This is a genomic window from Micromonospora trifolii, from assembly GCF_022229005.1.
Lineage (GTDB): Bacteria > Actinomycetota > Actinomycetes > Mycobacteriales > Micromonosporaceae > Micromonospora > Micromonospora trifolii.
In genome coordinates this window covers 99,917-124,793 of the sequence record NZ_JAKKFD010000001.1, presented here as the reverse complement: position 1 = coordinate 124,793, position 24,877 = coordinate 99,917, and the positions used below count along the sequence as shown (strand labels likewise).

Annotated in this window: 25 protein-coding genes; 13 read left to right on the top strand and 12 right to left on the bottom strand. The window is 72.5% G+C overall.

What is annotated here, in order from left to right:
- The first annotated feature begins 264 nt into the window (after positions 1-264).
- The 8 genes from NIE79_RS00570 (at position 265) to NIE79_RS00535 (ending at position 9,548) form a co-directional block, all read left to right on the top strand.
- Positions 265-1,443: a hypothetical protein gene (locus NIE79_RS00570; protein WP_238676617.1), complete on the top strand. Its 1,179-nt coding sequence runs from the start codon at positions 265-267 to the stop codon at positions 1,441-1,443.
- Entirely contained in the window at positions 1,430-4,048 is a 2,619-nt protein-coding gene (locus tag NIE79_RS00565; RefSeq protein WP_238676616.1) for a nitrate- and nitrite sensing domain-containing protein, read from the top strand. The genes NIE79_RS00570 and NIE79_RS00565 overlap by 14 nt, the downstream gene beginning before the upstream one ends.
- A complete protein-coding gene (locus NIE79_RS00560; RefSeq protein WP_238676615.1) occupies positions 4,045-4,518 on the top strand; it encodes a roadblock/LC7 domain-containing protein in 474 nt (157 codons plus the stop codon). Before NIE79_RS00565 ends, NIE79_RS00560 begins: the two co-directional genes overlap by 4 nt.
- Positions 4,515-5,000, top strand: a complete 486-nt coding sequence (locus NIE79_RS00555) for a DUF742 domain-containing protein (RefSeq protein ID WP_238676614.1) — start codon at positions 4,515-4,517, stop codon at positions 4,998-5,000. Before NIE79_RS00560 ends, NIE79_RS00555 begins: the two co-directional genes overlap by 4 nt.
- Positions 4,978-5,733, top strand: coding sequence for a GTP-binding protein (locus NIE79_RS00550; RefSeq protein ID WP_238676613.1), 756 nt, complete (start codon positions 4,978-4,980; stop codon positions 5,731-5,733). The genes NIE79_RS00555 and NIE79_RS00550 overlap by 23 nt, the downstream gene beginning before the upstream one ends.
- A gap of 38 nt (positions 5,734-5,771) precedes the next feature.
- Positions 5,772-6,272 carry a hypothetical protein gene (locus NIE79_RS00545; protein WP_238676612.1) on the top strand — a complete coding sequence of 167 codons (501 nt, stop codon included), beginning with the start codon at positions 5,772-5,774 and terminating at the stop codon, positions 6,270-6,272.
- 36 nt (positions 6,273-6,308) lie between these two features.
- On the top strand, positions 6,309-8,522 hold the full coding sequence (locus NIE79_RS00540; protein ID WP_238676611.1) for an AAA family ATPase: 2,214 nt from the start codon (positions 6,309-6,311) through the stop codon (positions 8,520-8,522).
- A gap of 93 nt (positions 8,523-8,615) precedes the next feature.
- Positions 8,616-9,548, top strand: a complete 933-nt coding sequence (locus tag NIE79_RS00535; protein WP_238676610.1) for an SMP-30/gluconolactonase/LRE family protein — start codon at positions 8,616-8,618, stop codon at positions 9,546-9,548.
- Between the two features lie 52 nt (positions 9,549-9,600).
- Here the strand turns inward: NIE79_RS00535 and NIE79_RS00530 are convergent, their stop codons facing one another.
- From NIE79_RS00530 to NIE79_RS00490, 9 genes are all read right to left on the bottom strand, one after another.
- Entirely contained in the window at positions 9,601-10,110 is a 510-nt protein-coding gene (locus NIE79_RS00530; protein WP_238676609.1) for a GNAT family N-acetyltransferase, read from the bottom strand.
- Positions 10,111-10,259: 149 nt separating this feature from the next.
- Entirely contained in the window at positions 10,260-11,147 is an 888-nt protein-coding gene (locus NIE79_RS00525) for a hypothetical protein (protein WP_238676608.1), read from the bottom strand.
- Positions 11,116-11,715, bottom strand: coding sequence for a DUF3618 domain-containing protein (locus NIE79_RS00520; protein WP_238676607.1), 600 nt, complete (start codon positions 11,713-11,715; stop codon positions 11,116-11,118). The genes NIE79_RS00525 and NIE79_RS00520 overlap by 32 nt, the downstream gene beginning before the upstream one ends.
- Before the next feature lie 22 nt (positions 11,716-11,737).
- Positions 11,738-12,133, bottom strand: a complete 396-nt coding sequence (locus NIE79_RS00515; RefSeq protein WP_238676606.1) for a phage holin family protein — start codon at positions 12,131-12,133, stop codon at positions 11,738-11,740.
- On the bottom strand, positions 12,130-12,768 hold the full coding sequence (locus tag NIE79_RS00510) for a hypothetical protein (protein WP_238676605.1): 639 nt from the start codon (positions 12,766-12,768) through the stop codon (positions 12,130-12,132). Before NIE79_RS00510 ends, NIE79_RS00515 begins: the two co-directional genes overlap by 4 nt.
- A gap of 194 nt (positions 12,769-12,962) precedes the next feature.
- Positions 12,963-13,361: a DUF3263 domain-containing protein gene (locus NIE79_RS00505; protein ID WP_238676604.1), complete on the bottom strand. Its 399-nt coding sequence runs from the start codon at positions 13,359-13,361 to the stop codon at positions 12,963-12,965.
- Positions 13,362-13,471: 110 nt separating this feature from the next.
- Positions 13,472-14,488, bottom strand: coding sequence for an ABC transporter permease subunit (locus tag NIE79_RS00500; protein ID WP_238676603.1), 1,017 nt, complete (start codon positions 14,486-14,488; stop codon positions 13,472-13,474).
- Complete coding sequence (locus NIE79_RS00495) at positions 14,485-15,495, bottom strand: ABC transporter ATP-binding protein (protein ID WP_091403013.1); 1,011 nt, start codon at positions 15,493-15,495, stop codon at positions 14,485-14,487. Before NIE79_RS00495 ends, NIE79_RS00500 begins: the two co-directional genes overlap by 4 nt.
- Positions 15,496-15,616: 121 nt before the next feature.
- Positions 15,617-16,402, bottom strand: a complete 786-nt coding sequence (locus tag NIE79_RS00490) for a DeoR/GlpR family DNA-binding transcription regulator (RefSeq protein ID WP_091403015.1) — start codon at positions 16,400-16,402, stop codon at positions 15,617-15,619.
- A gap of 201 nt (positions 16,403-16,603) precedes the next feature.
- Between NIE79_RS00490 and NIE79_RS00485 the strand changes: the two genes are divergently transcribed.
- Genes NIE79_RS00485 through nagA form a run of 3 tightly spaced genes read left to right on the top strand, consistent with a single transcriptional unit; the run spans position 16,604 to position 19,610 of the window.
- Complete coding sequence (locus tag NIE79_RS00485) at positions 16,604-17,533, top strand: SIS domain-containing protein (RefSeq protein WP_238676602.1); 930 nt, start codon at positions 16,604-16,606, stop codon at positions 17,531-17,533.
- A 20-nt stretch (positions 17,534-17,553) separates the two neighbouring features.
- Complete coding sequence (locus NIE79_RS00480) at positions 17,554-18,504, top strand: ROK family protein (RefSeq protein WP_308193114.1); 951 nt, start codon at positions 17,554-17,556, stop codon at positions 18,502-18,504.
- Complete coding sequence (gene nagA, locus NIE79_RS00475; RefSeq protein ID WP_238676601.1) at positions 18,501-19,610, top strand: N-acetylglucosamine-6-phosphate deacetylase; 1,110 nt, start codon at positions 18,501-18,503, stop codon at positions 19,608-19,610. The genes NIE79_RS00480 and nagA overlap by 4 nt, the downstream gene beginning before the upstream one ends.
- A gap of 130 nt (positions 19,611-19,740) precedes the next feature.
- On the opposite strand, the gene NIE79_RS00470 is transcribed toward nagA, so the two are convergent.
- Entirely contained in the window at positions 19,741-20,964 is a 1,224-nt protein-coding gene (locus tag NIE79_RS00470) for a DUF4032 domain-containing protein (protein WP_238676600.1), read from the bottom strand.
- 120 nt (positions 20,965-21,084) lie between these two features.
- On the opposite strand from NIE79_RS00470, the gene NIE79_RS00465 reads away from it, so the two are divergent.
- Positions 21,085-21,822 carry a phosphatase PAP2 family protein gene (locus NIE79_RS00465; protein ID WP_238676709.1) on the top strand — a complete coding sequence of 246 codons (738 nt, stop codon included), beginning with the start codon at positions 21,085-21,087 and terminating at the stop codon, positions 21,820-21,822.
- 11 nt (positions 21,823-21,833) lie between these two features.
- Positions 21,834-23,069, top strand: coding sequence for an APC family permease (locus NIE79_RS00460; protein WP_238676599.1), 1,236 nt, complete (start codon positions 21,834-21,836; stop codon positions 23,067-23,069).
- A gap of 19 nt (positions 23,070-23,088) precedes the next feature.
- Here NIE79_RS00460 and NIE79_RS00455 read toward each other — a convergent pair whose 3' ends face one another.
- Both NIE79_RS00455 and NIE79_RS00450 read right to left on the bottom strand, forming a co-directional pair.
- A complete protein-coding gene (locus NIE79_RS00455; RefSeq protein ID WP_238676598.1) occupies positions 23,089-23,874 on the bottom strand; it encodes an ABC transporter permease in 786 nt (261 codons plus the stop codon).
- Positions 23,871-24,860 (bottom strand): ATP-binding cassette domain-containing protein, encoded by a 990-nt coding sequence (locus NIE79_RS00450; protein WP_238676597.1) that lies wholly within the window; start codon positions 24,858-24,860, stop codon positions 23,871-23,873. The genes NIE79_RS00455 and NIE79_RS00450 overlap by 4 nt, the downstream gene beginning before the upstream one ends.
- Positions 24,861-24,877 lie beyond the last annotated feature (17 nt).

The window sequence follows — 24,877 nt, the reverse complement described above, 5'->3', positions numbered from 1 at the left end:
CGGCACAGTGAGTTGAGTTCGGATCCCGTGAATTCCGATCTTCCGCGGATATCCACCCCGATCCCTCCATGTCACACCCACAGATGACACAGAGCGTGCCGGTAACGCGGACAAATGGTGACATGGCTCGAAGTGACGCGAACCTGACTCCCCGAGTGAGGTCTGACCAGGCGAGGGTTCGATTAGTTTTCCGGTCCGGTGCACGGGACTTGTCGGCTAGCCCGACGCCGCGCCGATCAGCGCCCCACGCCGGAGGAGACATACATGACAGTCCCCGCGCCACGGGCCCGTCGACGGCCGTCCACGCTGGGCCGGCTACTGCCTCTGCTGCTCATCGGAGCACTGCTGGCACCGTTGGGCCTGCTCGTCACGTCGAACTGGCGGCAGGTCACCGACGACCGGGACCTCACCACCCGGGAACGGCTCGGCGTGCAGTACCTCACCGCACTCGCGGCGGTCACCGACGCCCTCGTGGAGGCCCAGTCCAACGCTGTCAACGGGCGCCCCGTGGCCCGGGAGGCGTTGAACGGGGCAGTCGAGGAGGTCGCCGCTGTGGACGCCCGCATCGGCGGGGAGCTGCTCAGCCAGGAACGCTGGGCCGGCGTACGGGCCAAGCTGGAGGCGCTGCGCGGCCGGGGCGCCACCGACCCCGAAGCCGCCTTCACCGCTTACGGTGAGGCCTCCGACCTGCTGCTGGCCCTGCACCGGAAGGTCCGGGAGAGCTCCGGGCTGGTCCGCGACCCCGAGGCCGACTCGTTCTTCCTCCAGGACAGCGCCGGCCAGGAACTGCCCGAGGCGGTGGTCGCTGCCGGCCGGCTGGCCGACCTCGCCACGCTGGTCTCCCGCCGGCCGGCCGCCGAGCAACCGCGCGGCCTGCTGGAGCTGACCGGCCTGCGGGTGTCCGCCCTGGCACCCGCCGCCGACCTCGTCGACAACCTTCGCTCGGCCGTGGACGGTTCGGAGAGCACCGACCTCGGTGCCAACGTGCTGACCCCGCTGGACACCTACCAGCGTTCGGTGGAGGCGCTTGCCGCGTACTCCGTGCCGGGCAAGGACACCGGCGTGGTCAACCCGGGCCAGTTGAGTGCCGCAGCGCTCAACTCGCACCGCTCGGCCCGCCAACTTCAGCCGGTCATCCTCACCGAGCTGGACGCGCTGCTGGCCGAGCGCATCGACCGGCTCAACCGGGACCGCTGGCTGACCGCCGGGGCGGGTGTCGTCGCCGTCCTGCTGCTGGGCTGGCTCGCCGCCTTGCTGGTCGCCGCCGGTCGCCGGGCCCAGCGTCGGGCCGCCCTGGCCGCCACCCACGCGGAGAGCCCCGACACCCCGCCACACCGCGACCCGTGGCAACCGCCCGCCGACGAGGCGCGTGCGCTGCAACCGGCCGGCGCGGCCCGCGACCCGGAGACCGCGCATTGGGGAGCGTTCGATGCTGCTCGGTAGGCTCCGGATCCGCGGCAAGCTCGCGCTGCTCGTGGTGATTCCGCTGCTCAGCATGGTCGGCCTGGCCGTGCCGGTGATGCTCGACCGGGTCGCCGCGGCACAGCGCGCCGGCGACACCGCCGAGCGGGTCCGGCTCGCCAGCCGGGTCGGCAGCCTGGTCCAGGACCTTCAGCAGGAACGCATCCTCTCCGTCGGCTTCCTGCTCGGCCGGGTCGAACGCAGCGAGCTGGTCCGCAAGTCCGCCGACGTGGACGACCGGGTGGCCGACCTCCGGGCGGCGCGGAGCGACGCGCTGACCGACCAGGTCGACAGCGCCCTCGACCGCGTGTCCAGCCTCATCGACCTGCGCACGGCAGTCCTGGTCCGGGCCGCCAATCCAGGTCAGGTGATGGACGCGTTCGGTCCGGTCAACAAAGGGATCATCGAGTCCCTGCGGCTGATGGTCGGGGTGGACACCGACACGTTGCCGGGCCGTCAGGTGCTCGCCCTCGACGGGCTGCTCCGCGCCGACGAGGGCCTGGGCACCTGCGCCACCCTGAGCCTGCTGGTCAAGGCGATCGGCACTCCGGACACCACCGCCGGGTACGTGGCATGCATCGCCGCGCTGATGGTCGACAACTCGCGCTTCCGCAGCCTGATCACGCCCGAGCAGCTCACTGTGGCCCAGCTCAACGACGCCGCCGTGGCCGCGCGTACCCAGCCCGACTTCCTGATCAGAAGCGCCCGGGACCCGGCCGCCGCGGTCCGCGACGTGACGATCGAGGCGCTCTTCCCGGCCGTCCGCACGATGATCCGGCTCGGTCAGTTCGTCGAGAAGAAGCTGGTCGCCGACGTGCTCGCCGCGGTGACGGCCGAGCAGCGGCGCGCGCTGACCGCCGCGTACCTGGTCGGTGCGGCGACGGCGTTGATCCTGACGCTGGTGGTGCTGCTCAGCGTGGCGGTCGCGCGGACTGTGGCCCGACCGCTGACCCGACTCACCCGCTCGGCCGACCGGGTCGCCCGGGTCGCCGAGGCGGAGCTGGTCCGGGTCACCGACGACGAGGCGGAGAGACCTCAAGCGGTCCGGCTGGAGCCGGTGGACGTCGGGGCCAACGACGAGATCGGCGACCTGGCGCGGGCCTTCGACCGGGTGCAGAACACCGCTGCCCAACTGGTCGAGCGGCAGGTCGCCGGCCGGCGCAACGTGGCGCAGATGTTCGGCCACGTCGGCCGGCGTACCCAGAACCTGGTGGGTCGGCAGATCGCGCTGATCGACCGGCTGGAGCAGCAGGAGGCCGACCCGGGCCGCCTGGAGCACCTGTACCGACTCGACCACATCTCCAGCCGGTTGCGGCGCAACGCCGGCAGCCTCGTGGTGCTCTCCGGCTCGGCCGGGGCCGACGCGCACACAGCGCCGGTGCCGTTGGCGGACGTGGTCCGGTTGGCGCTCGGTGAGATCGAGGACTACACCCGGGTGGAGGTGCAGGTGCCGGCGGGCGTCTCGGCCGCGCCGGCGGTGGTCGGTGACCTCGTCCTGGCGCTGGCCGAGCTGATGGAGAACGCCACAGTCTTCTCCCCGCCGCACACCCGGGTGCTGGTGGCCGCCGAGACGTCCGGCCTCGGTGCACGACTGACAGTGGTGGACCACGGCATCGGCATGAGCGAGCAACGACTGGCCGAGGAGAACGCCCGGTTCACCCGCCGGGAACGGCTCGACCTGGCCCCGACCGAGGTGCTCGGTCTCTTCGTTGTGGGCCGGCTGGCCCGTCGGCACGGCTGGCAGGCCGCCCTGGCCGCCACCGGCGGCGGTGGGGTGACCGCACAACTGGAGATCCCGTCGACGTCGCTGGTGCTGCGCCGCGCCGACCGGGCCGGGGCCGCCGTGGCCCGCGCCGCGGTGCCCGATCGGGGCCGGCGTACGACGGCGACGCTCGACCCCGAGCAGGACGCGCGACCCAGCGCGGTGGCCGTCGCCGTGCCGGCCCGCTTCGACTCCGACCTGCTGAGCCGGGCCAACCGCAGCCTCGACGCCGGCCCTTCCTGGAACGCGTTCGGTCAGGGCCAGCCGGAGCAGGCCGTTCCCGAGCCCCAGAGCCCGGAACCGGCGGGCAAGCCGGGCGGGCCACGGGTGCGGCAGCGGGTGCCCGGGGCGACGCTGCACGCCACCGCCGCGACGAGCCGGCCGGTGGACGCCACCGGCGCGGACCCCGCCGCCGCCCGCGCGCTGGTCGAGGCCTTCCAAGCCGGTGTACGCCGCGCCGAGTCGCACGTGACGCCGGGCCTCGACGCCGCGTCGGCGCGGACGGCCGGCGACCCGACGGCTGGCGCCGGGGCGGCCATGGTGGACTTGGGCACGACCGTCGACCTGCCCAGCACCCCGGGAGGCGCCGGCCCCACGGTGCCGCGTGGTGGTGGCTCGACCGATGCCGCCCCGGAGCGACCCCGGTTGAGTCGACGGGTGCCGGGAGCGAACCTCACCGCCATCCCGGTCTGCCAACCGCTCAGCACCCACCTCGGTGACCCGGCCGAGGTCCGCGACCTCATCAGCGAGTTCGAGGCGGGCGTCGCCCGCGCTCTCCGCGAAGTCAGCCCCGACCACCGGAACGAAGAAGGATCATCACGGTGACCAGCCCCTTCCTGCACGAAAATGTCGACCAGAGCCAGCCCAGCACCAGTGGGGACCTCAGCCCGGAGGCCCGTACGTTCAACTGGTTGCTGGACTCCTTCACCTCCAGCACCGCCGGGGTCCTGGAAGCGATCGCGGTCTCCTCGGACGGTCTGCTGATGGCCATGTCGGCGATCAAGGATCGGTCCAACGCGGAGCGGTTGGCCGCCGTCGTGTCCGGAATGACCAGCCTCGCCGGTGGGGCCGCCAGTTGGTACGCCCTCGGCGGCCTGAACCGGGTGATCGTCGACATGGCCGACGGCTACCTGCTGATCAGCGCGATCAGCAGCGGTTCCGTGCTCGGGGTGGTCGCCGACCGTTCGGCGAACCTGGGCACCGTCGCGTACGAGATGACGCTCTTCGCCGGGCGGGCCGGTGGCGCCCTGACCCCGCGATTGATCGTCGAGTTGAAGAACGCCGTTCAGCAGTGACCCCCGACGTCGCCGGCGAGGATCCGGATCCGGAACCCAGGGTTCGGATCCGCCCGTACCTGCGCACGTCATTCCCGACCGGGGACGCAGCGGCGGCGACACCGCTGCCCGAGCCGGAGCCGGACGGGGACCAACCGGCCGGTCCCCGTCCGTTCGTGCTCACCTCCGGGCGGGTTGCGGGTGCCGACCCGGCGATCGGGCTGGAGACCCAGGTGACCGCCCGCATGGACAGCGGCTGGTGGGCCGGCCCACCCGGCGCCCTGCTGGCACCGGAACTTCAGACGATCATCGCGCTCTGCGTCGAGCCGATCTCGGTGGCCGAGATCTCGGCCCGCGCCCGACTGCACTTCGGCGTGACGCGGGTCCTGGTCGGCGATCTACGCGCCGCCGGGCACCTGGACGTGCACGTGACCGACACCGACGACGCTGTCGACCCCGATCTCATCCTGCGAGTGATTGATGGACTCCGTGCGATCTCCTGAATGGCCGGTCGCCCCGCTCGGCGGGGTCGCCGCGAACAGCGCCGCCGCCCGTTACGGCATGTCCCCGGGGACCGGGCCGATAGTCGGGCGGGCCGGCCCACCGCCGACCGCACCGCCGCCGTACCGGCCCTCGTCCGGCACGGGGTCGGCCCCCTCGGCCGGTAAGCCGAGCGCACCGCCGATCCCGGTCAAGATCCTGGTGGCCGGCGGTTTCGGGGTGGGCAAGACCACCACGGTGGGTGCGATCTCCGAGATCGCGCCCCTGACCACCGAGGCCGAGATGACCAGCGCCGGGATCGGCGTGGACGACCCGGGTGCCCGATCCACCAAGACCACCACCACTGTGGCGATGGACTTCGGCTGCGTGACGATCGACCGCAGCCTGAAGCTCTACCTGTTCGGCACGCCGGGGCAGACCCGGTTCGGCTTCATGTGGGACGACCTGGCCCGCGGAGCGCTCGGCGCGCTGGTGGTGGTGGACAGCGCCCGGCTGGACGACTGCTACCCGGCCATCGACTTCTTCGAGCGGGCCGGGCTGCCGTTCGTCGTCGGGGTCAACGCCTTCGACGGGCGACTGGCCCTGGAACTCGGCGAGATCCGTTGGGCCCTGGCCATCGGCGATCATGTACCCCTGGTGCAGTTCGATGCCCGCGACCGGCTCTCGGTGCGGGACGCCCTACTGGTCGTCCTGGACCGCGCGCTGGACCGCGCTACCCGGGACAGGAGGGCCTGAGCCGACCGGCTCCGGCCGTGGCGGGAAGAGGTGATCTGGTGAGGGGCGACCTGGACGAGACGCTGGCCCGGCTGGCCCGACGTGAGGAGGCGTCGCGCCGTCGGGCCACCGACCGTGACGAGACCACAGCACCGTCGAGCCCGCCCGGCCTCGGCGGCGACGCCCGCAATGCCCGGCCGGGCCGGCACGCGGGGGTGGAGGCCCCGAGCGAGGTGGCCGGATGGGGACCGGTCGAGGAGGTGGCCGAGGCGATCCGCCAGGTCGTCGGCGCCTACCCCGGGCTGGCGGTGACAGTGCAGGTGGAGCACGCCGGGCGGACGTACCCGATGCGGGTCTCCTGGGACGGGCCTGCCGTCACTGTCGGACCGCTTCCCCCGCCGACGCCGGTGGAACCTCCGCCGGCCTGGCCGCTCTCCGGCCGGACGGTGCCCGCCTGGGCGCCCGGTCCGGACGGGTTGACCTCGGACCCGGCGGCCCGGTTGGCCGAGCTGATCCGACGCGACCCGACGCTGTTGGACGAGCTGGATCCGCGCCGCTGACCGGCGGGGCTGGCTGGCGGCGGCTACGGTCGGGCAGTGGCGCAACCCGACCTGACCTTGACGGCGAGCCTGCGGCCGGCGGCGCTGGACGCCCGACGGGGCATCGTCCGCCTGCACCCGGAGGCGCTGACCGCGCTGGGGCTGCGCCCCGGCGACCCGGTCCGCCTTGCCGGCCGCCGGGAGACTGCCGGGATCGCGGCGGCGGCCGGGCCGGGATCGAGCAGCGCCCTGCTGTACGCCGATGACCTGACGTTGGGCAACCTGGGTCTGCGTGACGGCGGTCAGGTGCGGGTGAGCCCGGTGCCGTTGGTGCCGGCGAGCCGGGTCGTCCTGGCCGGGCCGGTGGGGGTCGTCGCGGCGGTCAGCCCGGAGATGCTTCGGCTCGCCCTGCTGGGCAAGGTGCTCACCGCCGGGGACGACGTGTCGCTGCTGCCACAGGATGTGCTGCCGGACGCTTCGGTCCGCAGCCTGGTCGAGGCGGCGCGACGCAGCCTCGCCAACACCGTCGGCTTCGCCTGGACCAGCACCCTGCTCAGCGTGGTCACCGTCGAGCCGGCGGCCGGCGCGCTGGTCACCATGGGCACATCGGTCGCCTGGGAGCACGGTGCGACGACACACGGCGGGCCCTCCCCGGTCGGCACCACGTCGATCCGGCCGGGTACGAGCGCCGACTCTGTTCCGGCGGAGGACGCGCCCGACGTGGACGAGCTGCCCGGGCTGCGGGCCCAGGCCGAGGAGTTGACCGAGCTGCTGGACCTCGGCTTCCACCACCGGGAGGTGCTGGGCCGGCTCGGCACCACCATCTCGTTGGGGGTGTTGCTCGTCGGCCCCGCGGGCTCCGGAAAGTCGGCGCTGGTCCGGGCCGTGGCCGCCCGGGTCGGTGCCCGCGTTCACCCGATCTGGGCGCCGGAGGTGGCCGCGCTGGCCAATCAGGCCGCCGCCGAGCGGTTGCGGGTCGCGGCATCGGCTGCCCGGGCGGAAGGGCCTGCGGTACTGCTGGTCACCGACGTCGAGGCGCTCGCACCAGCCGACGAGCCCGGTCCGGTGGCGACGGTGTTCCGTCAGGTGCTGGCGGAGAGCATCCGCGCCGGCGTCGCAGTGGTCTGCACCACCGGCCGACCGGAAGCTGTCGATCCCGCACTGCGCGCGCCCGACCTGCTGTCGCTGCGGATCAGCGTCCCGCTCCCGGATCAGGCGTTGCGCCGCGAACAGCTCACAGTGCTGACCCGGCAGGTGCCGCTGGCCGACGACGTGCGGCTGGACGAGGTGGCCGCGCGTACCCCCGGGTTCGTCGCGGCGGACCTGGCCGCCCTGGTCCGGGAGGCCGGGGTACGCGCGGCGCTGCGGCAGAAGTCCGCCGAGACGCCAACGGTGTCGATGGCCGACTTCACCGCCGCCCGGGAGGTGGTCCGGCCCACCACGATGGCGGCGTCCACACTGGATCTCGCCTCGGTGACCCTGGACGACGTGGGCGGCCTGGACGAGGTCAAGCAGAGGCTGACCGAGTCGGTGCTGTGGCCGCTGACCTACCCGGACACCTTCGCCCGGCTCGGCGTGCAGCCGCCGCGCGGCGTGCTGCTCTACGGGCCACCGGGCTGCGGCAAGACCTACCTGGTCACCGCGCTGGCCGGGTCGGGGCGGGCCAACGTGCTGTCGGTCAAGGGCGCCGAACTGCTCTCCAAGTGGGTCGGTGAGAGCGAACGCGCGGTCCGCGAGCTGTTCCGTCGGGCCCGGGAGGCGGCCCCCACGCTGATCTTCCTGGACGAGGTGGACGCGCTGGCGCCGGTGCGTGGCCAGGCCACCGACGGGGGCACCACGGACCGGGTGGTCGCCGCCCTGCTCACCGAGTTGGACGGGGTGGAGACACTCCGCAACGTGGTGGTGGTCGGTGCGACGAACCGGCCGGACCTGGTCGACCCGGCACTGCTGCGGCCGGGCCGGTTGGAGCGGCTGGTCTATGTGCCACCACCGGACGGGCCAGCCCGCGCGGAGATCCTGCGGGCAGCGTCCCGACAGGTGCCGCTGGCACCGGACGTCGACCTGCCCGCCCTCGGTGACGAGCTGACCGGCTTCTCCGCCGCGGACTGTGCGGCGCTGATCCGCGAGGCGGCGCTGGCCGCGATGCGGGAGTCGCTCGCCGCCGCCACTGTCACCGCCGAGCACGTGTCGACAGCACGGGCCCGGGTGCGACCGTCGCTGGACCCGGCCCAGGTCGCCGGCCTGGCCGCGTACGCCGCCGACCGGGAATGATCAGAGCAGGGCAACCTTCCGCCGCGCCCGGGACGTTCCTAGTACGTCACATTCCCCAGTGGAGTCATCCACTGCGACGTCAGGTGGTGTTCCTTGCGCAAGCGGCTCTCTCTCCTCCTCGTCCCCCTCGTGGCGGCGGCGACCCTGATCTCGGTCGGCGCACCGGCGACGGCCCATCCGGCGAAGCCGTTCCCCGCCCGGATCGCGTTGCCGGACGGGTTCACCCCGGAAGGGTTGACGATCGGCCGGGGCACCACCGTGTTTGTGGGGTCCATTTTGGACGGTGCGGTGTGGCGGGGTGACTTACGCACCGGCCGCGGCTCGGTGCTGATCCCGGGCACACCCGGCACCGACAAGGCGGGCCTCAAGCTCGACCCACAGGGCCGGCTCTGGACCGCCGACTTCTCCGGCGGCGGCGCGAGCGTGTACGACGCGGGCACCGGCGCCAAGCTGGCCCACTACCAGTTCACCGACGTGCCGGGCAGCTACGTCAACGACCTCGTGATCACCCAGCGGGCGGTCTACTTCACCGACTCCGCGAGGCAGGTGCTGTACGTGGTGCCGCTGGGCCCGGGTGGCCGCCTTCCGGCCCCCACCGCCTTCCGGGTGCTGCCGCTCAGCGGTCCGGCCGCCACGCCGGACGTCTACCACAACGGGATCGTGGCGCTGCCGGACGGCGATCTGCTGGTCGCGCAGATGCTGTCCGGCCGGCTGGTGCGCGTCGACCCGCGTACCGGGGGCAGCCGACTCGTCGACCTCGGCGGCTACTCGGTGGAGCGGGCCGACGGGCTGGTGCTGCGCGGACGCACCCTCTACGTGATCCGGAACCTGACCAACGTCGTCGCGGTGGTCCGGATGAACGCCGGATACACCGCCGGAGTGGTGCAGCGGGAGATCACCGGCCCGCAGCTGCGTTCGCCAGCCACCGGCGACCTGCTCGGCTCGGCGTTGTACGTGGTGAACGGCCGGTTCGACGTGGAGTCCACGCCGAGCACCGACTACGACATCGTTCGGCTGCCGGCCTGACCCAGGCGGTCGGTGGCGACCCCTCCGGTCGCCGCCGGCCCCGACCGGCAGCTCAGAAGGCGGGCGGCGTCGAATCGAGACAGATCTCGGCGCGTACCTTGCCGTCGTCCTCGCGCAGTTTCGCGCCGCACTTCCGCAGTACCGATACCGCGCCAATGTTGTCCGGGATCGTCTCGGCGACCACCGCCCGCATGCCCGCCCGAGCGGCGGCGTTCAGCAGCTCCCGTAGGGCGGCCGCGCCGATTCCCTGCCCGCGCGCCGACCGGCCGAGCCACATCCCGGTTTCCACAGTGCCGGGCTCGTCACAGCGCGTCATCCGGACCATGCCCATCACCTCGCCGCCGACGAGGATGGCGTACATCTGCGAACCGGTCGGGCCGTCCAGCCCGCGGAAGCTTGCCCGGTGGAATTCGCGGAACGCCTCACGGCGGGCGAGCGACCAGCCGGCGGGCGCCTCGACCGGGGGCATCACGTCACCCGGCTCCGCCTCCGCAGCCGCTACGGAGAGCAACGGCTCCAGGTTCCGTTCGTCCACCGGCTCCAGCCGGACCGCACCCGCCACGTGCCGCAGTCTGCCGCCCTCATCGGCCGAAGTCCACCCCATTGGCCATCCACTGGCGGTCCGGACAGCGGTACCGGCCGGTCGGGCGGCCCTGGTGTTCCACATCACGCTCTGTTGTCACCCGACCGGGTGTCATGGCGCCAAAACCCCTACCCGAACTCGCAGAACACCACCGAAGCGTCGTCGGTGGACTTGTGTCGACGCAGCCGGTCGGGGTGGTCGCGCTCGGCGTCCCGCACCCGGTCGATCAACGCGGCCGGACCGTCAGCGGTCAGCAGGTCCAGCAGACCGGCCCAGTCGGTCAGCGCGAACTGCTCCACCGCGCTGGACGCGCCGTCACTGAGCAGCGCCGCCCGCCGGAGCGCCTCCGGACCGTGCCGGGGGGCGGTCCCGGTCACCGCGTGGAAGGCCGCGTCCGGGTCGGAGGCCGCCACCCAGTAGCCGTGGGTGCGGTTCATCCGCTCCCGCTGGACGGTCACGGCGTGCCGGAACCGGGTCACCGGGTCCTCCGCGCCGCCCGGCAGGACGGCCACTGTCTCCCGCAGCTCCGCCATCGCCGCGTCCAGCCGGTTGTCGGTGACCACGCTGACCTGCCCTCCGGTGTCGAGGACCAGCGGGCTGTCGCAGAGCACCAGATAGTCCACCTGGTCGCCGCAGTCCCGCAGGAGGCAGACAGTGCTGGAGGGGGTGCCCGGATGCTCGAGGTCGCACTGCCCGCCGTGGTCGGCGCGCACCGCGAGGATGGCCGCGGCCAGGTTGCTGGTCAGCCGGGCGGCCGGGCGCACCGCCTCGGCGACGCCGATCCGGGCCGCCAGGTGCCGGACGTACCACTCGGGCCCGTGCACGCAGCCGGTGTCGAAGCCGTCCGGCACCGTCGCGCCGTCCAGGACACCGACCAGCGGGCCGAACCGGAAGACGATGTCCTCGTTGACCGGCCGGTCCGGAGCCGGCGCGGACGCGGATCGTACCCGCATCACCGGTGCCGGCCCCGGCACACCGGTCGGGTCAGCGCTGTCGAAGGTCGTCGACGGCCGCATGCGTCTCTCCCTGCACCTGACCGGCGGCCGAACGGCCCTGGTCGCGTACCGCGGACACGCCCTGCTGGGCGCTGGACCGGACCGACTGCGCCGCCTGCTGCGCAGGCTCCCGCAGGTTGTCCTGCATCTGATGGCCAACCTGACTCGCCTGCTCGCGCAGCTCACCGGAGTGCTCACTCACCATGCTCCGCGCGCGTCCAGCGAGTTGACGCTCACGTCCGCTCGGCGGGATCAGGGAGGCGGCCAGCAGACCGACTCCGAAGGCGACCAGACCGGCGGCCATGGGGTTGCCCTGAGCCTGCTCGCGGGAGTGCTGGCCGAGTGAACGGGTTTCGTCGCGTACCGAACCGGCCGCGTGCGACATCCGTTGGCCAGCCTCCTGCCCCAGGTGGTTCGAGCTGCCCATCATCTTCTCCTTCGCTCGGGTGAACGCCCCGCGGGCCTGCCCGACGCGGTCACCGGCGATCCGACGCGGGTTGACCTTGTCGGTCAGCGCGTCGACGTCACTGCTCAACTCGTTGCGGGTGGTCTCGATCTCCCGCCGGATCCGATCCGGATCACTGGACATGACCTGTTCCCTCCCGACTCGTTCACCGACCCCGTAGGGCGTCCGGCAGCTCCCGGGCAGTCTGTTTCGTCCGGGGCAGAACCGCACGAGCCCGCTTCAGCTGGGTCCGGGCGTTGATGAAGAGGCCACCGGCCACGGCGGCCCAGAGGACCGCGACGATCAGCGCCGCCCACCCCTGGTCCATCGTGTTGGACAGCCCCCACCACAGGGCGTACGACACGAAGAGCACCGCCAGGAACCCGGCCAGCGCGGCGCCGCCGAACATACCGCCGGCCTTGCCCGCCTGGCTGACCTCCTCGCGCAACTCGGCCTTGGCCAGCTCGACCTCCTTGCGCACCAGAGTGGACATGTCCCGGGTCACGTCGCCGATCAGCTCGCCGACGGAGGCCTGGGTCCGCTCCTTCTCCGGGGCGCTCACGGTGCCACCCCGCCGGGCAGGTCCCGCGCTGGTTCACCAGCGGGCGCGACGTTCTGCGCCCGTGCCGTCCCCACGTACGGCTGCTGACCGGCGTCCACCGGTGCGCCTTGCGCGGGTGACGGAGCACCGGACGCGTTTGCATCCTGACCGTTGCCCGGGGCCGGCGCCGTCAGGCCGCGGGTGAGCCGCCCAACCAGCAGCCCGGCCAACGCCGCGCCCGCGAGGAACGTCGTCGGATGGTGCCGCGCGTACGTGCGAACCTCGTCGAGCACCTCGCCGGGTTCGCGCTCGTCGAGCCAACCGGCGGCCTGCTGGGCGGCGTCGGCCGCCTTGCGTACCACTTGACCGGCCAGCCCGGAATCGCCGTCCCGTTCCGCCATCGAACTGAGGTTCTGGCCCAGGTCGCGCAGGCCCGCGGCGGCCCGCCGCTGCTGCGTCTGCGCCTGATCCCGAAGCTGCCCAGTGGCTTCTCCGGTCAACTGCTGGGCCTGTCGCCGCGCCTCTGCGGCCACCTGCCCGCCCTGCTCGGCTGCGGTGTGGGCGACCTGACCCCCGGCCTGCGCAGCCTGCTGGCCGACCCGCGAGGCCTCCTGGCGGGCCTGCTGTCCTTTGCCGCTCTGGTCCGTTGCCGTCATACCCCGCTCCCTTCCTGGGCCCGAGGTCGCACGCGACTCCGGGAACGCCTCCCGCCTACCCGCCTGCTCAGCCGGCATGCGGCTGGTCCGGCTGTCCGGCAACCGACGGGGCGATCTTGCACTTTGTGTCCCGACAAAGACGCACAAAAGCCCGCGAAGCGGCGACAGGAGGTGCAAGATCGCGGAGCGCGCGATCAGCGCCGGCGGTTACGGGCGCGAGACGAGCGCAACCGGCGGAGTCGGCTGATCAGCACGGGGTCGGCGGCGAGGGCGGCCGGATTGTCCAGCAGGCCGTTGAGCAGCTGGTAGTACCGGGTCGACGAGATCCCGAAGGTGTCCCGGACGGCCTGCTCCTTGGCGCCGGCGTGCCGCCACCACTGCTGCTCGAAGGTGAGGATTGCCCGTTCCCGCTCGGTCAGCCCCGCCGCGGGATCAGTGGGCTGCGCCGCCTCGTCGGCGGGTGGCGCGTCGGCGGTCTCGATGGGCGGCGCCGGTCGGGGATTCGGGACGGTCGGCCCGGCGGCACCCGTGACCTCACCCGGGCGAGCGTCGATGGACGGCTCGGGGGCGGCCGGGGTGGTGTCGGCGGACATGTCGTTCAGCCTAGTCAGCGGCGACCCGGGACGCAGTAGGCGGCGCGGCCGGTCCGTACCGCCGGGAACCCCGACGGCCGGGCCGGCCGCGCCGCGTCACTTCGGTCAGGTCAGGAGATGTCGCGGCGACGCATCGCCCAGAGCGCCGCCCCGAGGATCACCACCACCCCGACCGAGAGCAGGACGGAGGACTGCTGCCACGTGATGTCCATCGTGGCCGGCTTGCACTCCCCGTAGTAGGTCGCATTGCAGGCGTTCCAGTCCTGCAACGTGACAGTCTTCGTCATCCAGGCCAGCGCGTACGTGGGCAGCAGCCAGGCCTCGGCGAACCGCACGCTCGCCATGGACAGCAGGATGCCCAGGCCGAACTGGCCGACCACCATCACCGCCACCACGCCACCGAGGGCCATCGCGGTGTGCCTACCGAGCGAGGCGAGGGCGAAGCCGATGGTGGTGAGCACCAACACCAGCACCACGCCGCGTACGCCGGTCAGCATGAACGACTGCCAGACCCCCGAGGTCATCTTCTCGGTGCTGCCCCGGAAGTTGGCGACCGCCCAGAACCCGGCAAACCACAGCACCGCGGCAGGAAGTGTCACCGCCAGGATGCCGGTGAGCAGCGCGGCCAGCTTGGTGAGCAGTACGGTGAGCCGCTTCGGCCGCCAGAGCAGCAGGTTCATCATGCCGCCGGTGCTCCACTCGGCACCGACGAAGGACGCGCCGATGACGAACCCGACCAGGGCGAGGATCGCCGCGAACGGGATCAGGGTCTCGTCGAACGTCTCCTTGAAGTCGAACGTCGACGGCAGGAACCAGTCGGCCTTGATCTCCTCCCGGGGCGGCGGGGTGATCACCGAGCAGTCGGGCGGGTAGCGGCCGTCGGTCGCTGTGCCCGCCGTCTTGGCCTGCTCACACGCGGCGCGCTCCTGCTCGCTCCAGCGCACCTGCTCCTGGTACTGCTGGTCGGCCTGACGCTCGGCCTGGGCGAGCTGGTCGGCGCCGATCTTCTGGTTGGTGAAGAACACCCCGACCACCACCGCGGCCAGCACCAGCAGGCCGAGCAGTGTCATGTAGCGGGTGAAACGCCGCTTGCTGAGCCGGCGAAGCTCGGTACGAAAGAGGCTCACGCGCCCCACCCTCCCCCGGCGGGACCGGGCTGACCCGTCCCGCCGACCTTCATGGACTCGTCGACCTGCCGGTGCTGACCGGGTACCGGCGCGGTGGCGGTCAGTTCGAGGAAGACGCTCTCCAGATCGACGGCGATCGGCGCCAACTCGCTGACGTAGAGGTTCTTCTCGGCGAGCAGCCGGGTCACCGACGCCGGCTTGTCGACGCCGGCCAGCATCAGGTGGTCCGGGTGACCGGTGACCCGGATCCCGGCCTGGGTGAGCGCCTCGGTCGCCACCGGCAGGTCGGAGACCGCCTCCAGCCGGATCCGGACCGCACCGGACGAGTGCTGCGCGAGCACCTCGTCGACCGGGCCGAACGCGACCCGCCGGCCCAGCGAGATGATGGTGACCGAGTCGCAGATCAGCTGGATCTCACCGAGGATGTGGCTGGACAGCACCACTGTCATTCCGGACTCGGCGAGGGTGCGCATCAGCGTGCGCATCTCCCGGATGCCGCCCGGGTCGAGGCCGTTGGCCGGCTCGTCCAGGATGAGCAGCTTCGGGTTCTTCAGCAGCGCCGAGGCCACGGCGAGCCGCTGCTTCATGCCCAACGAGTACGTCTTGACCCGCTCGCCGGACCGGTCGCGCAGCCCGACGAGTTCCAGCACCTCGTCGACCCGGACGGCCGGCACCTCGCCCGCCCCCGCGAGCAGGGACAGCGTGTCCCGGGCCGTGAAGTGCGGGAAGAACTGCGGGCTCTCCACGATCGCGCCGACCTGGCCGGCGACAGTGGGCAGCGCGTCGGGGACCTCGTGCCCGAGCAGCGCCATCCGGCCACCGTCGGGTCGGATCAGGCCGAGCAGGGTACGCAGCGTGGTGGTCTTGCCGGACCCGTTGGGACCCAGGAAGCCGTGCACCTGCCCTGCGTCGACCCGCATGTCGAAGCCGTCAAGCGCGTTGCGGGTGCCGCGTCGACGACTCTTGTACGTCTTACGTAGACCTTCGATCTCCAGGACAGCTGGCAAGCTGCACCTCCCCCGATGGGTGGGCGTGACAGCCGACACCATACGCGGTATGCAGGAGCACGCAATACGCGGTATGCACCGACGCGCCGATCAGGCTAGTTCATCGACGGAGCGTGACCTCTCAGGCGCAGATGACCTGTACGCCGGCAGCGCGGAACGCGTCCACCACCTCCGGCGCGGCACCGGAGTCGGTCACCAGCGTCTCCACCCGCTCGACCGGGCAGATCCGGGCGAAGGCGTGCCCGCCGAGCTTGGACGAGTCCGCGATGATCACCACGCGCTTGGCGCGGGCCACCATCAGGTTGTTCATCGCCGCCTCCCCCTCATGGTGGGCGGCGGCGCCGAGCTGCGGGTCGATCGCGTCCACGCCGAGCAGGGCGACGTCCAGGGTGACCTCGCGCAGCAGCGCCCCGCCCAGCGGGCCGACCAGCTCGAACGACTTCGGGCGCACCACGCCGCCGGCCACCACGACCTTCATCCGGGATCGGACCAGCAGCTCGTTGGCGATGTTCAGCGCGTTGGTCACCACAGTGAGCTGAGCACCCTCGGCGCTGGTGTTCAGATCCGGTCGCACGGCGAGAGCCCTGGCGACCTCGGTGCTGGTGGTGCCGCCGTTCAGGCCGACCACTGTGCCCGGCGTGACGAGCGCGGCGGCGGCCGCCCCGATCCGCTGCTTCTCGGCCGAGTGCTTGGCCGTCTTGTAGCGCAGAGGCAGGTCGTACGACACGCCGTTGGCGACCGCGCCGCCCCGGGTCCTCGTGATCATTTGCTGCTGCGCGAGCTGGTCGAAGTCACGCCGGATGGTGGCCTGGGAGACGTCCAGCCGCTCGGCTGCCGCCTCGACGCTGACCCGGCCGTTGTCGGTCAGCATTTCGAGCAGGGCGTTCCATCTGGCGTACCGGTCCACTGCGGGGGCCCTCCCAGCAACTTGCACGGACGGTGATTGATTGCGTGCACACTAGTGCGCAAAACTAGGCTGGCGCAAAAGACTGACCTGCGCGATCGGCCGGCCGGTTGCCATGGTCACCCGCGTTCGCGCAGAATAACGCGCGAAATGCGGGTCTAACGAGCCGTATTGCGCACCGATCGGCCCTGCGAGGAGTTTCCCATGGCGTACGTGGACGCGGAGATCGCGAGCCAACCCGACTGCTGGCGGGAGGCGGCCAGGCTGGCCGAGGGAGTACGCGGTGACCTGCCGCGTCCCGGGGAGCGGGTCGCCGTCGTCGGTTGCGGCACGTCGTGGTTCATGGCGATGGCGTACGCGGCCCGCCGCGAGCAGGCCGGCCAGGGTGAGACCGACGCGTTCCAGGCGTCCGAGTTTCCCGCCGGCCGCCGCTACGACCGGCTTATCGCGATCACCCGTTCCGGCACCACCACCGAGGTGCTGGAACTGCTCGCCGCACTGCGCGGACGCACACCCACCACAGTCATCGTCGGTGACCCGGCTTCCCCGGCGGTCCACCTGGCCACCGCCACAGTGGCCCTTCCCTTCGCCGACGAACGGTCGGTGGTGCAGACCCGCTTCGCGACCACCGCGTTGGCCCTGCTCCGGGCCCAGCTCGGCGACCCGGTCAGCGCGCTCGCCGCCGACGCCGAGGTGGCGGTGCGATCCCCGCTGCCGATCGACCCGGCCACCATCGAGCAGGCCACGTTCCTCGGTCGGGGGTGGACGATCGGGCTGGCCCAGGAGGCCGCGTTGAAGTGCCGCGAGGCGGCCACCTTCTGGGCCGAGGCGTACCCGGCGATGGACTACCGGCACGGGCCCATCTCGGTCGCCGCGCCGGGCCGGCTGGTCTGGGCGTTCGGTGAGCTGCCCGACGGGCTGCCCGAGGATGTGGCCGCCACCGGCGCGGCCTTCGTGCACAGCCGCACACACGGCTGGCGCACGGTGCTGGGCAGTTGGTCCGCCGGCCGTACCCCGGTCGACCCGATGGCCGACCTGATCCTGGCCCAGCGCTTCGCGGTCGCGCTGGCCACCAGCCGGGGCCTCGACCCGGACGCACCCCGCCACCTCACCCGATCCGTGGTGTTGGCGTGAGTGACCGCCCGAGCGACCGCGTGAGTGACCGCGTGGTCGTTGCGCTGGACGTCGGCGGCACCGGCATGAAGTGCGCCCTGGTCCGACCGGACGGCGTCGTGGTGCGCACCGAGCGGCACCCCACCGACGCCGCACGTGGCCCGGCCGCCGTGGTCGGCACCATCCTGGACGTGGCCGGCGGTCTGGCCGACAAGGCCCGCGCCGACGGGCTCACCCCGATCGCTGTCGGCATCGCCGTGCCCGGGGTGGTGGACGAGGCGCGCGGCGTCGCGGTCTGGTCGGCGAACGTGGGCTTCCGGGACGTACCCCTGCGGGACCTGACGGTGAAGCGGCTCGGCCTGCCGACGGCGCTCGGCCACGACGTGCGGGTCGGTGGTCTCGCCGAGGCCCGGCTCGGCGCCGGACGCGGCACCGGGCACGTGCTGTTCGTGGCCATCGGCACCGGCATCGCCGCCGCGCACGTCGTGGACGGCACGGCCGCCGTGGGTGCCCACGGCGCCGCCGGGGAGATCGGCCACATCCTGGTCCGGCCCGACGGTCCGCGCTGCGGCTGCGGCCGCCCCGGCTGCCTGGAGGCGATGGCGTCGGCCGCCGCGATCGGCCGCCGCTACGCCGAACTCGCCGGCGACACCGTCGACGCCCCGGTGACCGCGGCCGAGGTGGCCGAACGGGCCGCCGCCGGCGAACCGCTCGCCGGCCAGGTCTGGCAGGAGGCGGTCGAGGCGCTCGCCGATGGCCTCGCCAGCGGGCAGGCGTTGTTCGACGTGGCGACTATCGTGCTCGGCGGCGGTTTGGCCCAGGCCGGGGACCGGCTGCTGATCCCGCTGCGGGCTGCGCTGCACGAACGAATGACCTTCCATCGGGAGCCGCAGCTGGTCGCGGCAGCCCTTGGCGACGAGGCCGGTTGCCTCGGTGCCGCCCTGCTCGCCCTGGACGCCGTGGGTGTCCGTGACCTTCAGGAGAAGCGATGACCGTACGGGTTGACGGCCGAGTGGTGACCCCGACCGGAGTCGTCCGACAGGGCTGCGTCGAGTGGGACGGCGATCGGATCACAGCGGTGGCCGAGTATCCGTCGGTGCGCGACGGGCACTGGATCCTGCCCGGGTTCGTCGACATGCACACGCACGGCGGTGGCGGGCACACCTTCACCACCGGTGACGCCGACGAGGCCCGCGCGGCGGCCGACTTCCACCTCTCGCACGGCACCACCACGCTGCTGGCCAGCCTGGTCAGCGCGCCCTTTCCGCTGATGCGTACGGCCACCGAGGCGTTCGCCCCGCTGGTCGACGAGGGCGTGTTGGCGGGAATCCACTTCGAGGGGCCGTACCTGTCGGCCGCCCGCTGCGGCGCGCAGAACCCGGAGTACCTGCGCGACCCGTCGACCGACGAGCTGACCGAGCTGATCGAGCTGGGCCGGGGCGCGATCCGGATGGTCACCCTCGCCCCGGAGCGCGACGGCGCGCTGGAGGCGATCAAGCTGCTCACCGCGCAGCGGGTGGTGGCGGCGGTGGGCCACACCGACGCCACGTACGAGCAGACCCGCGCCGCGGTCGCCGCCGGCGCCAGTGTCGGCACCCACCTGTTCAACGGGATGCGGCCGGTGCACCACCGTGAGCCGGGGCCGGTGGTGGCCCTGCTCGACGCGCCCACAGTGATCTGCGAGATGGTCGCCGACGGGGTGCACCTGCACGACGGCATGCTGACCTTCGTCACCGCGACCGCCGGCCCGGACCGCGCCGCGCTGATCACCGACGCGATGGCCGCCGCCGGCATGCCCGACGGCGAGTACGAGCTGGGTGGCCAGGCCGTCACCGTCGCCGACGGGGTGGCCCGGCTCGCCCGCGACGGTGCGATCGCCGGCAGCACGCTGACCATGGACGCCGCGCTGCGGCACGCCGTGAACGCCGGAATCCCGATCGCCGACGCCGCACGGATGGTGGCCACCACCCCGGCGCGGGCCATCGGCCTGGGCGACCGGGTCGGGTCCCTCCAGGTGGGCCTGCGCGCCGACCTGGTGGTGCTCGACGACGACCTCAACGTGGTGCGGGTGCTGCGGGCAGGCTCCTGGGTGGAGTGACGGGGCGTCCCGTCACCGCGGGTTGGGCGACCGGACGTGAGGCCGTGCGCCGATTCGTTTGCGACATCAGCTCCAAAGGCATCCACCACACACCGCCAACGTCAGGCGGCGGAGCAAGCGGAGGCCCAGCTCAGCTGATGGCGGGGACTTCCACGCCGAGGACGGCCTGCTCGTCGGGGCGGTGCACCAGCACGTCGGACAGATACGACTGGACCGCGTGGCGCATCCCGACGTCGCGGCCGGCCTGCTCGGAGAGCAGCCACTTGTGCTCGATGATCTGGGCGAACAGCTCCTGCGGCTCCAGCTTGCGGCGCAGGTGCGCGGGGACGGCCCGGACCACCGGCTCGAAGACCTCGGTGAGCCAGCGGTGGGCTGCCTGCTGCTCGTCGATCAGGTCGCTCTCCGCGCGGTAGGCGTCCAGGTCGTTGAGCAGCTTGCGGGCCTGGTTCTCCTCGGCGTCCAGCCCGGTCAGCCGCAGCAGCCGCCGGGTGTGGTAGCCGGCGTCGACGACCTTCGGCCGGACCAGGAACCGCCCGTCGTCGATGGACGACATGGCCACCTCGGCGACGTCGAAGCCCAGCTCGTTGAGGCGGCGGATCCGGCCCTCGATGTCGTGCCGGGCCTCCCGCTCGATTGCCTGCTCGTAGGTGATCTCGTGCCAGAGCCGCTCGTAGCGCTGCACGACCTCCTCGCAGACCACCTCCGGGTCGATGGACTCGTGCAGCAGGCCGGCGGCCTGCAGGTCCAGCGCCTCACCGAAGATGTTCACCCGGGCGATCTCCAGGTCCTCGCCACGCTGACCGTTGGAGAGCTTGTTGTGCAGGGCGCCCGTCTCCGCGTCCACCAGGTAGGCGGCGAAGGCGCCCGCGTCCCGCCGGAACAGCGTGTTCGACAGCGAGCAGTCGCCCCAGAAGAAGCCGGTCAGGTGCATTCGCACGATCAGGGCGGCGAGGGCGTCGAGCAGCCGGCTCATCGTCTCCGGCCGGAGGGTGTGCGAGAAGAGCGCCCGGTACGGCAGCGAGAACTGCAGGTGCCGGGTGATCAGCACCGATTCGAGCGGCTCCCCGTCCTCGGTCTGCCGGTCGGCGACGACCGCCACCGCCTCGACCGAGGGAAAGTCGATCCGTTCCAGGGCTCGGAGCAGGTCGTACTCCCGCTCGGCGATCCGCTCGCGGGTCTCCTTGAACGCGTACACGTAGTCGCCCAACCGGACGAACCGGACGATGTGCCGGGAGATGCCCTGCGGCAGCGCCACCAGGTGTTGGGCAGGCCACTCCTCCAGCGGTGTCGACCAGGGCAGGTCGAGCAGCGCCGGGTCCACGAGGGCAGACGTGATCCGCACGGGCACAAGCATGACTGGTCGCCCCCCGCATCCGCCCCTGATCGTGGTTGGGCCCACAGCGCCGCACACCCCGGCCTCGCGTCGGGCCGGTAGCGTGGTCGCGTGCTCAAACCCACAGCGGTACGACGTGACCTGCGGCTACGGCCCGTCCGCCCGGCCGGCTGGTGGTTCGACGCGCTCCTCCTGGTCGGTCTGGCCGGGTTGACCGTGGCGCTCGCCGCCGACCAGCTCTTCGGGTTGGACCGGGCGGTCGCCGACTGGGCCGACGGGCACCGGCCGGCCGCCGCGTACTGGGTCGCCCGGGTGCTGAACTTCCTCGGCCAGGGCACCCCGCTGACGTTGATCGCCGCCGGGCTGGGCGTGCTGCTGGCCGTCCGGCTGCGGTCGGTGCGACCGATCCTGCCGCCGGTGGTCGCGTTCCTGCTGACCAACCTGACGATCGGCCCGCTCAAGATCTGGACGGCGCGGGCGGCACCGAGCGCCAGCGTCAAGGAGCCGTTCCTGACGCCCGAGCACACCCTGCCGCTGTTCCACCACGACCTGCCGGTGCGGTTCGCCCAGTCCTACCCGTCGGGGCACGTCGCCAACGCCATCGTCTGGTACGGCGTCATCGCGCTGCTGCTCGCCCCGCTGGCCCGTAGTTTCGGCCGCCAACTACCGACCCGGCTCGTCACGGTGATCCGCGTCGTGCCGCCGCTGGTAGTCCTCACCACCACCACGTACCTCGGCTGGCACTGGCTGACCGACTCGGTGGCCGGGCTGCTGCTGGGCCTGCTCCTGGACCGGCTGCTGCACCGGGCGCCGTGGGACGGCGTGCCGCTCCCCGGCCGGCTCCGCGGATGGGACCGGCCGTTCACCTCGTACCCCTAGGGTTTCGGTCCGTGGACCAACTGGCGCGGCGGCTGGGCGTACCCGATGCGGTTGTCATCGGGTTGGGCTCGATGCTCGGCGCGGGCGTCTTCGTGGTCTTCGGCCCGGCCGCGGCGGCGGCCGGCGGCGCCGGCCTGCTGCCCGCGCTGGCGCTGGCCGGCTTCGTCGCCTTCTGCAACGCGACCAGCTCGGCGCGGCTCGCGGCCCGTTACCCGGAGTCCGGCGGCACCTACGTCTACGGCCGGGAGCGCCTCGGACCGTTCGCCGGGTTTCTGGCCGGTTGGGGCTTCGTGGTCGGCAAGACGGCGAGCTGTGCGGCGATGGCGTTGACCGTCGGGGCGTACCTCTGGCCGGGTCAGGCCCGGCTGGTCGCCGTCGGCGCGGTGCTCGCGGTGACCGCCGTGAACCTGCGCGGTATCGGTAAGACCGCCACCGTGACCAGGGCGTTGGTCGCGCTGGTGCTCGCGGTGCTGGCGCTCGTCACTGTCGTCGGCCTGGTCGAAGGACCGGTGCACCTGGACCGGCTCGGCGAGCCAGGCGGTTCCGCGCGGGGAGTGCTCACCGCCGCCGGGTTGCTGTTCTTCGCCTTCGCCGGGTACGCCCGGATCGCCACGCTCGGCGAGGAGGTCCGCGACCCGCGGCGGACCATCCCGCGCGCGGTGCCGCTGGCCCTCGGGGTGGTGCTCGCGATCTACCTGGTGCTGGCCGTGGTCGCCCTCGGCGTGCTCGGTGCCGACCGGCTGGCCGACTCCGCAACGCCCCTGGTCGACGTGGTGACCGCCGCCGGGCTGCCCGGCCTGGCGTGGGTGGTCCGCGCCGGTGCCACCATCGCGGTCGTCGGGGTGTTGCTGTCACTGGTCGCCGGGGTCGGCCGGACCACCCTCGCCATGGCCCGCCGCCGTGACCTGCCCGGCGCGCTGGCCGCCGTGCACCAGGTGCACCAGGTGCCGCACCGCGCCGAACTGGCGGTCGCGGCCGTGGTGATAGCGGTGGTGCTGCTCGGCGACGTCCGCGGCGCGATCGGCTTCTCCAGCTGCACCGTGCTCGTCTACTACGCGATCACCAACGCGGCGGCGCTCACGGTGGGCCGGGACCCGGACCGGCGGTTGCCGGTCCGGGTGCTCGCCGGTCTGGGGCTCTTCGGTTGTCTGCTGCTGGCTGTCAACCTGCCGCTGGGCAGCGTCCTCACCGGCTTCGGTGTGCTCGCCGTCGGCGCCGCCCTCTACGCCCTGCGGGCTCGCCGCTGACAGTGGCAGGTGGCCGGGGTCAGCGGCTCAACCGCTGGTAGCGGCGCACGGCCAGCGGGGCGAACGTCGCGATCAGCAGCACCGGCCACAGCACCGCCAACAGCATCGCGTGCTCCGCCGGCCAGGAGTCGCCGCCCAGGCCCGGGTTGCCGAACAGTTCGCGGATCGCCGCGACAGTGGCCGACAACGGATTCCACTCCGAGATCGTCCCGATGACCGACGGCATCAGCTCGGGCGACACGAAGACGTTGGAGATCGCGGTGAACGGAAACGCCGCCGGAAAGACGATCACACCGACCGTGTCCGGGTTGCGGACCAGCAACGCCAGGTAGATCCCGACCCAGGTGATCGCGATTCGCAGCAGCAGGAGGAGCCCGACGGCGAGCAATGCCTTGCCGACACCCTGTCGCCACTGCCACCCGACGAGCAGGCCACACACCAGGAGGGTGGACATCTCCAGCAGGGCGCGCAGCAGATCGGCGGCGCTGCGACCGGTCATCAGGGCGGACCGTGCCATCGGCGTCGACCGGAACCGATCGACCACACCCCGGCTGAGGTCCAGCGCCACGCCGGTCGCGGTGGCCCCCAGCCCGTAGAGCATCGTCATCACGAAGACCCCAGGCAGCAGGAACTCGCGGTAGTCGCCACCGCCCGCCACCTGCATGCCGCTGCCGAACACGTACCCGAAGACCAGCACGAACATGATCGGCAGCGAGAAGTAGAGGATCAGCTCCTCCGGCGCGCGAACCACGTGGGTCATGTTCCGCCGGGTCATCGTCCAGCCGTCAGCGATTGCCGTGGTCATGCCACCTCCGCCTTTCGTCCCGCGGCGACGGGCTCGCGGGCCTCGTCCGGCCGGTGCCCGGTCAGGTGCAGAAACGCCTCGTCCAACGTCGCGCGCCGCAGGCCGATGTCCTCGACCGCGATCCCGGCGTCGTCCAGCGCGCGCACCACGTCGACCAGGCCGGCGACGCGATCGACCACCGGCACGCTGAGCCGTCGAACCTCCGGGTCGAGCTCGGGCTCAGCGCCGCAGAGCGGCGCGACGAGGCGGGCCGCCCGGCTCAGCTCGGCCGCGTCGCGGACCACCACCTCGATCCGGTCGCCGCCCGTCATCGCCTTCAGCTGGTCCGGTGAGCCCTCGGCCACCACCCGACCGGCGTCGATCACCGAGATCCGGTCGGCGAGCTGATCGGCCTCCTCCAGGTACTGCGTGGTGAGCAGCACGGTCGTCCCGTCCGCCACGAGACCGCGCACCAGGTCCCACACCTGGTTGCGGCTGCGCGGGTCCAGGCCGGTCGTCGGCTCGTCCAGGAACAGCACGCGCGGCGTGCGGATCAGGCTGGCGGCGAGGTCCAGTCGGCGACGCATCCCACCCGAGTACTCACCGGCGGACCGGCCCGCCGCCTCGTCGAGCCCGAACCGTTCCAGCAGTTCGGCGGCGCGTCGACGGGCCTCCCGTCGGCTGAGCCGGAACAGCCGGCCGAACAGCTCCAGGTTCTGCCGGCCGCTGAGGATCTCGTCGACAGCGGCGTACTGCCCGGTCAGCCCGATCCGGGCACGCACCTCGTCCGGCCGGCGCAGCACGTCGTACCCGGCCACTGTGGCCCTTCCGGTGTCGAAGCGCAGCAGCGTGGTGAGGATCCGTACGGCCGTCGTCTTGCCCGCGCCGTTCGGTCCCAGCAGTCCGTGGACCGTGCCGGGCGGCACGGTCAGGTCAAACGTGTCGAGCGCGCGGGTCGGGCCGTACCGCTTACCCAGACCCTCGGCGACCACCTCGAATGTCGTCATGCCCCCACGGTGCGGCC

What these genes read in the sequence shown, in the direction of transcription:
- NIE79_RS00520 (WP_238676607.1), bottom strand. Translation starts at nt 11,715, where the DNA reads ATGTCCAGTGATCCGGATCGGATCCGGCGGGAGATCGAGACCACCCGC.
- NIE79_RS00525 (WP_238676608.1), bottom strand. Translation starts at nt 11,147, where the DNA reads ATGCGGCCGTCGACGACCTTCGACAGCGCTGACCCGACCGGTGTGCCG.
- NIE79_RS00450 (WP_238676597.1), bottom strand. Translation starts at nt 24,860, where the DNA reads ATGACGACATTCGAGGTGGTCGCCGAGGGTCTGGGTAAGCGGTACGGC.
- NIE79_RS00470 (WP_238676600.1), bottom strand. Translation starts at nt 20,964, where the DNA reads ATGCTTGTGCCCGTGCGGATCACGTCTGCCCTCGTGGACCCGGCGCTG.
- NIE79_RS00550 (WP_238676613.1), top strand. Translation starts at nt 4,978, where the DNA reads ATGGACTCCGTGCGATCTCCTGAATGGCCGGTCGCCCCGCTCGGCGGG.
- NIE79_RS00510 (WP_238676605.1), bottom strand. Translation starts at nt 12,768, where the DNA reads ATGACGGCAACGGACCAGAGCGGCAAAGGACAGCAGGCCCGCCAGGAG.
- NIE79_RS00485 (WP_238676602.1), top strand. Translation starts at nt 16,604, where the DNA reads ATGGCGTACGTGGACGCGGAGATCGCGAGCCAACCCGACTGCTGGCGG.
- nagA (WP_238676601.1), top strand. Translation starts at nt 18,501, where the DNA reads ATGACCGTACGGGTTGACGGCCGAGTGGTGACCCCGACCGGAGTCGTC.
- NIE79_RS00455 (WP_238676598.1), bottom strand. Translation starts at nt 23,874, where the DNA reads ATGACCACGGCAATCGCTGACGGCTGGACGATGACCCGGCGGAACATG.
- NIE79_RS00505 (WP_238676604.1), bottom strand. Translation starts at nt 13,361, where the DNA reads ATGTCCGCCGACACCACCCCGGCCGCCCCCGAGCCGTCCATCGACGCT.
- NIE79_RS00570 (WP_238676617.1), top strand. Translation starts at nt 265, where the DNA reads ATGACAGTCCCCGCGCCACGGGCCCGTCGACGGCCGTCCACGCTGGGC.
- NIE79_RS00565 (WP_238676616.1), top strand. Translation starts at nt 1,430, where the DNA reads ATGCTGCTCGGTAGGCTCCGGATCCGCGGCAAGCTCGCGCTGCTCGTG.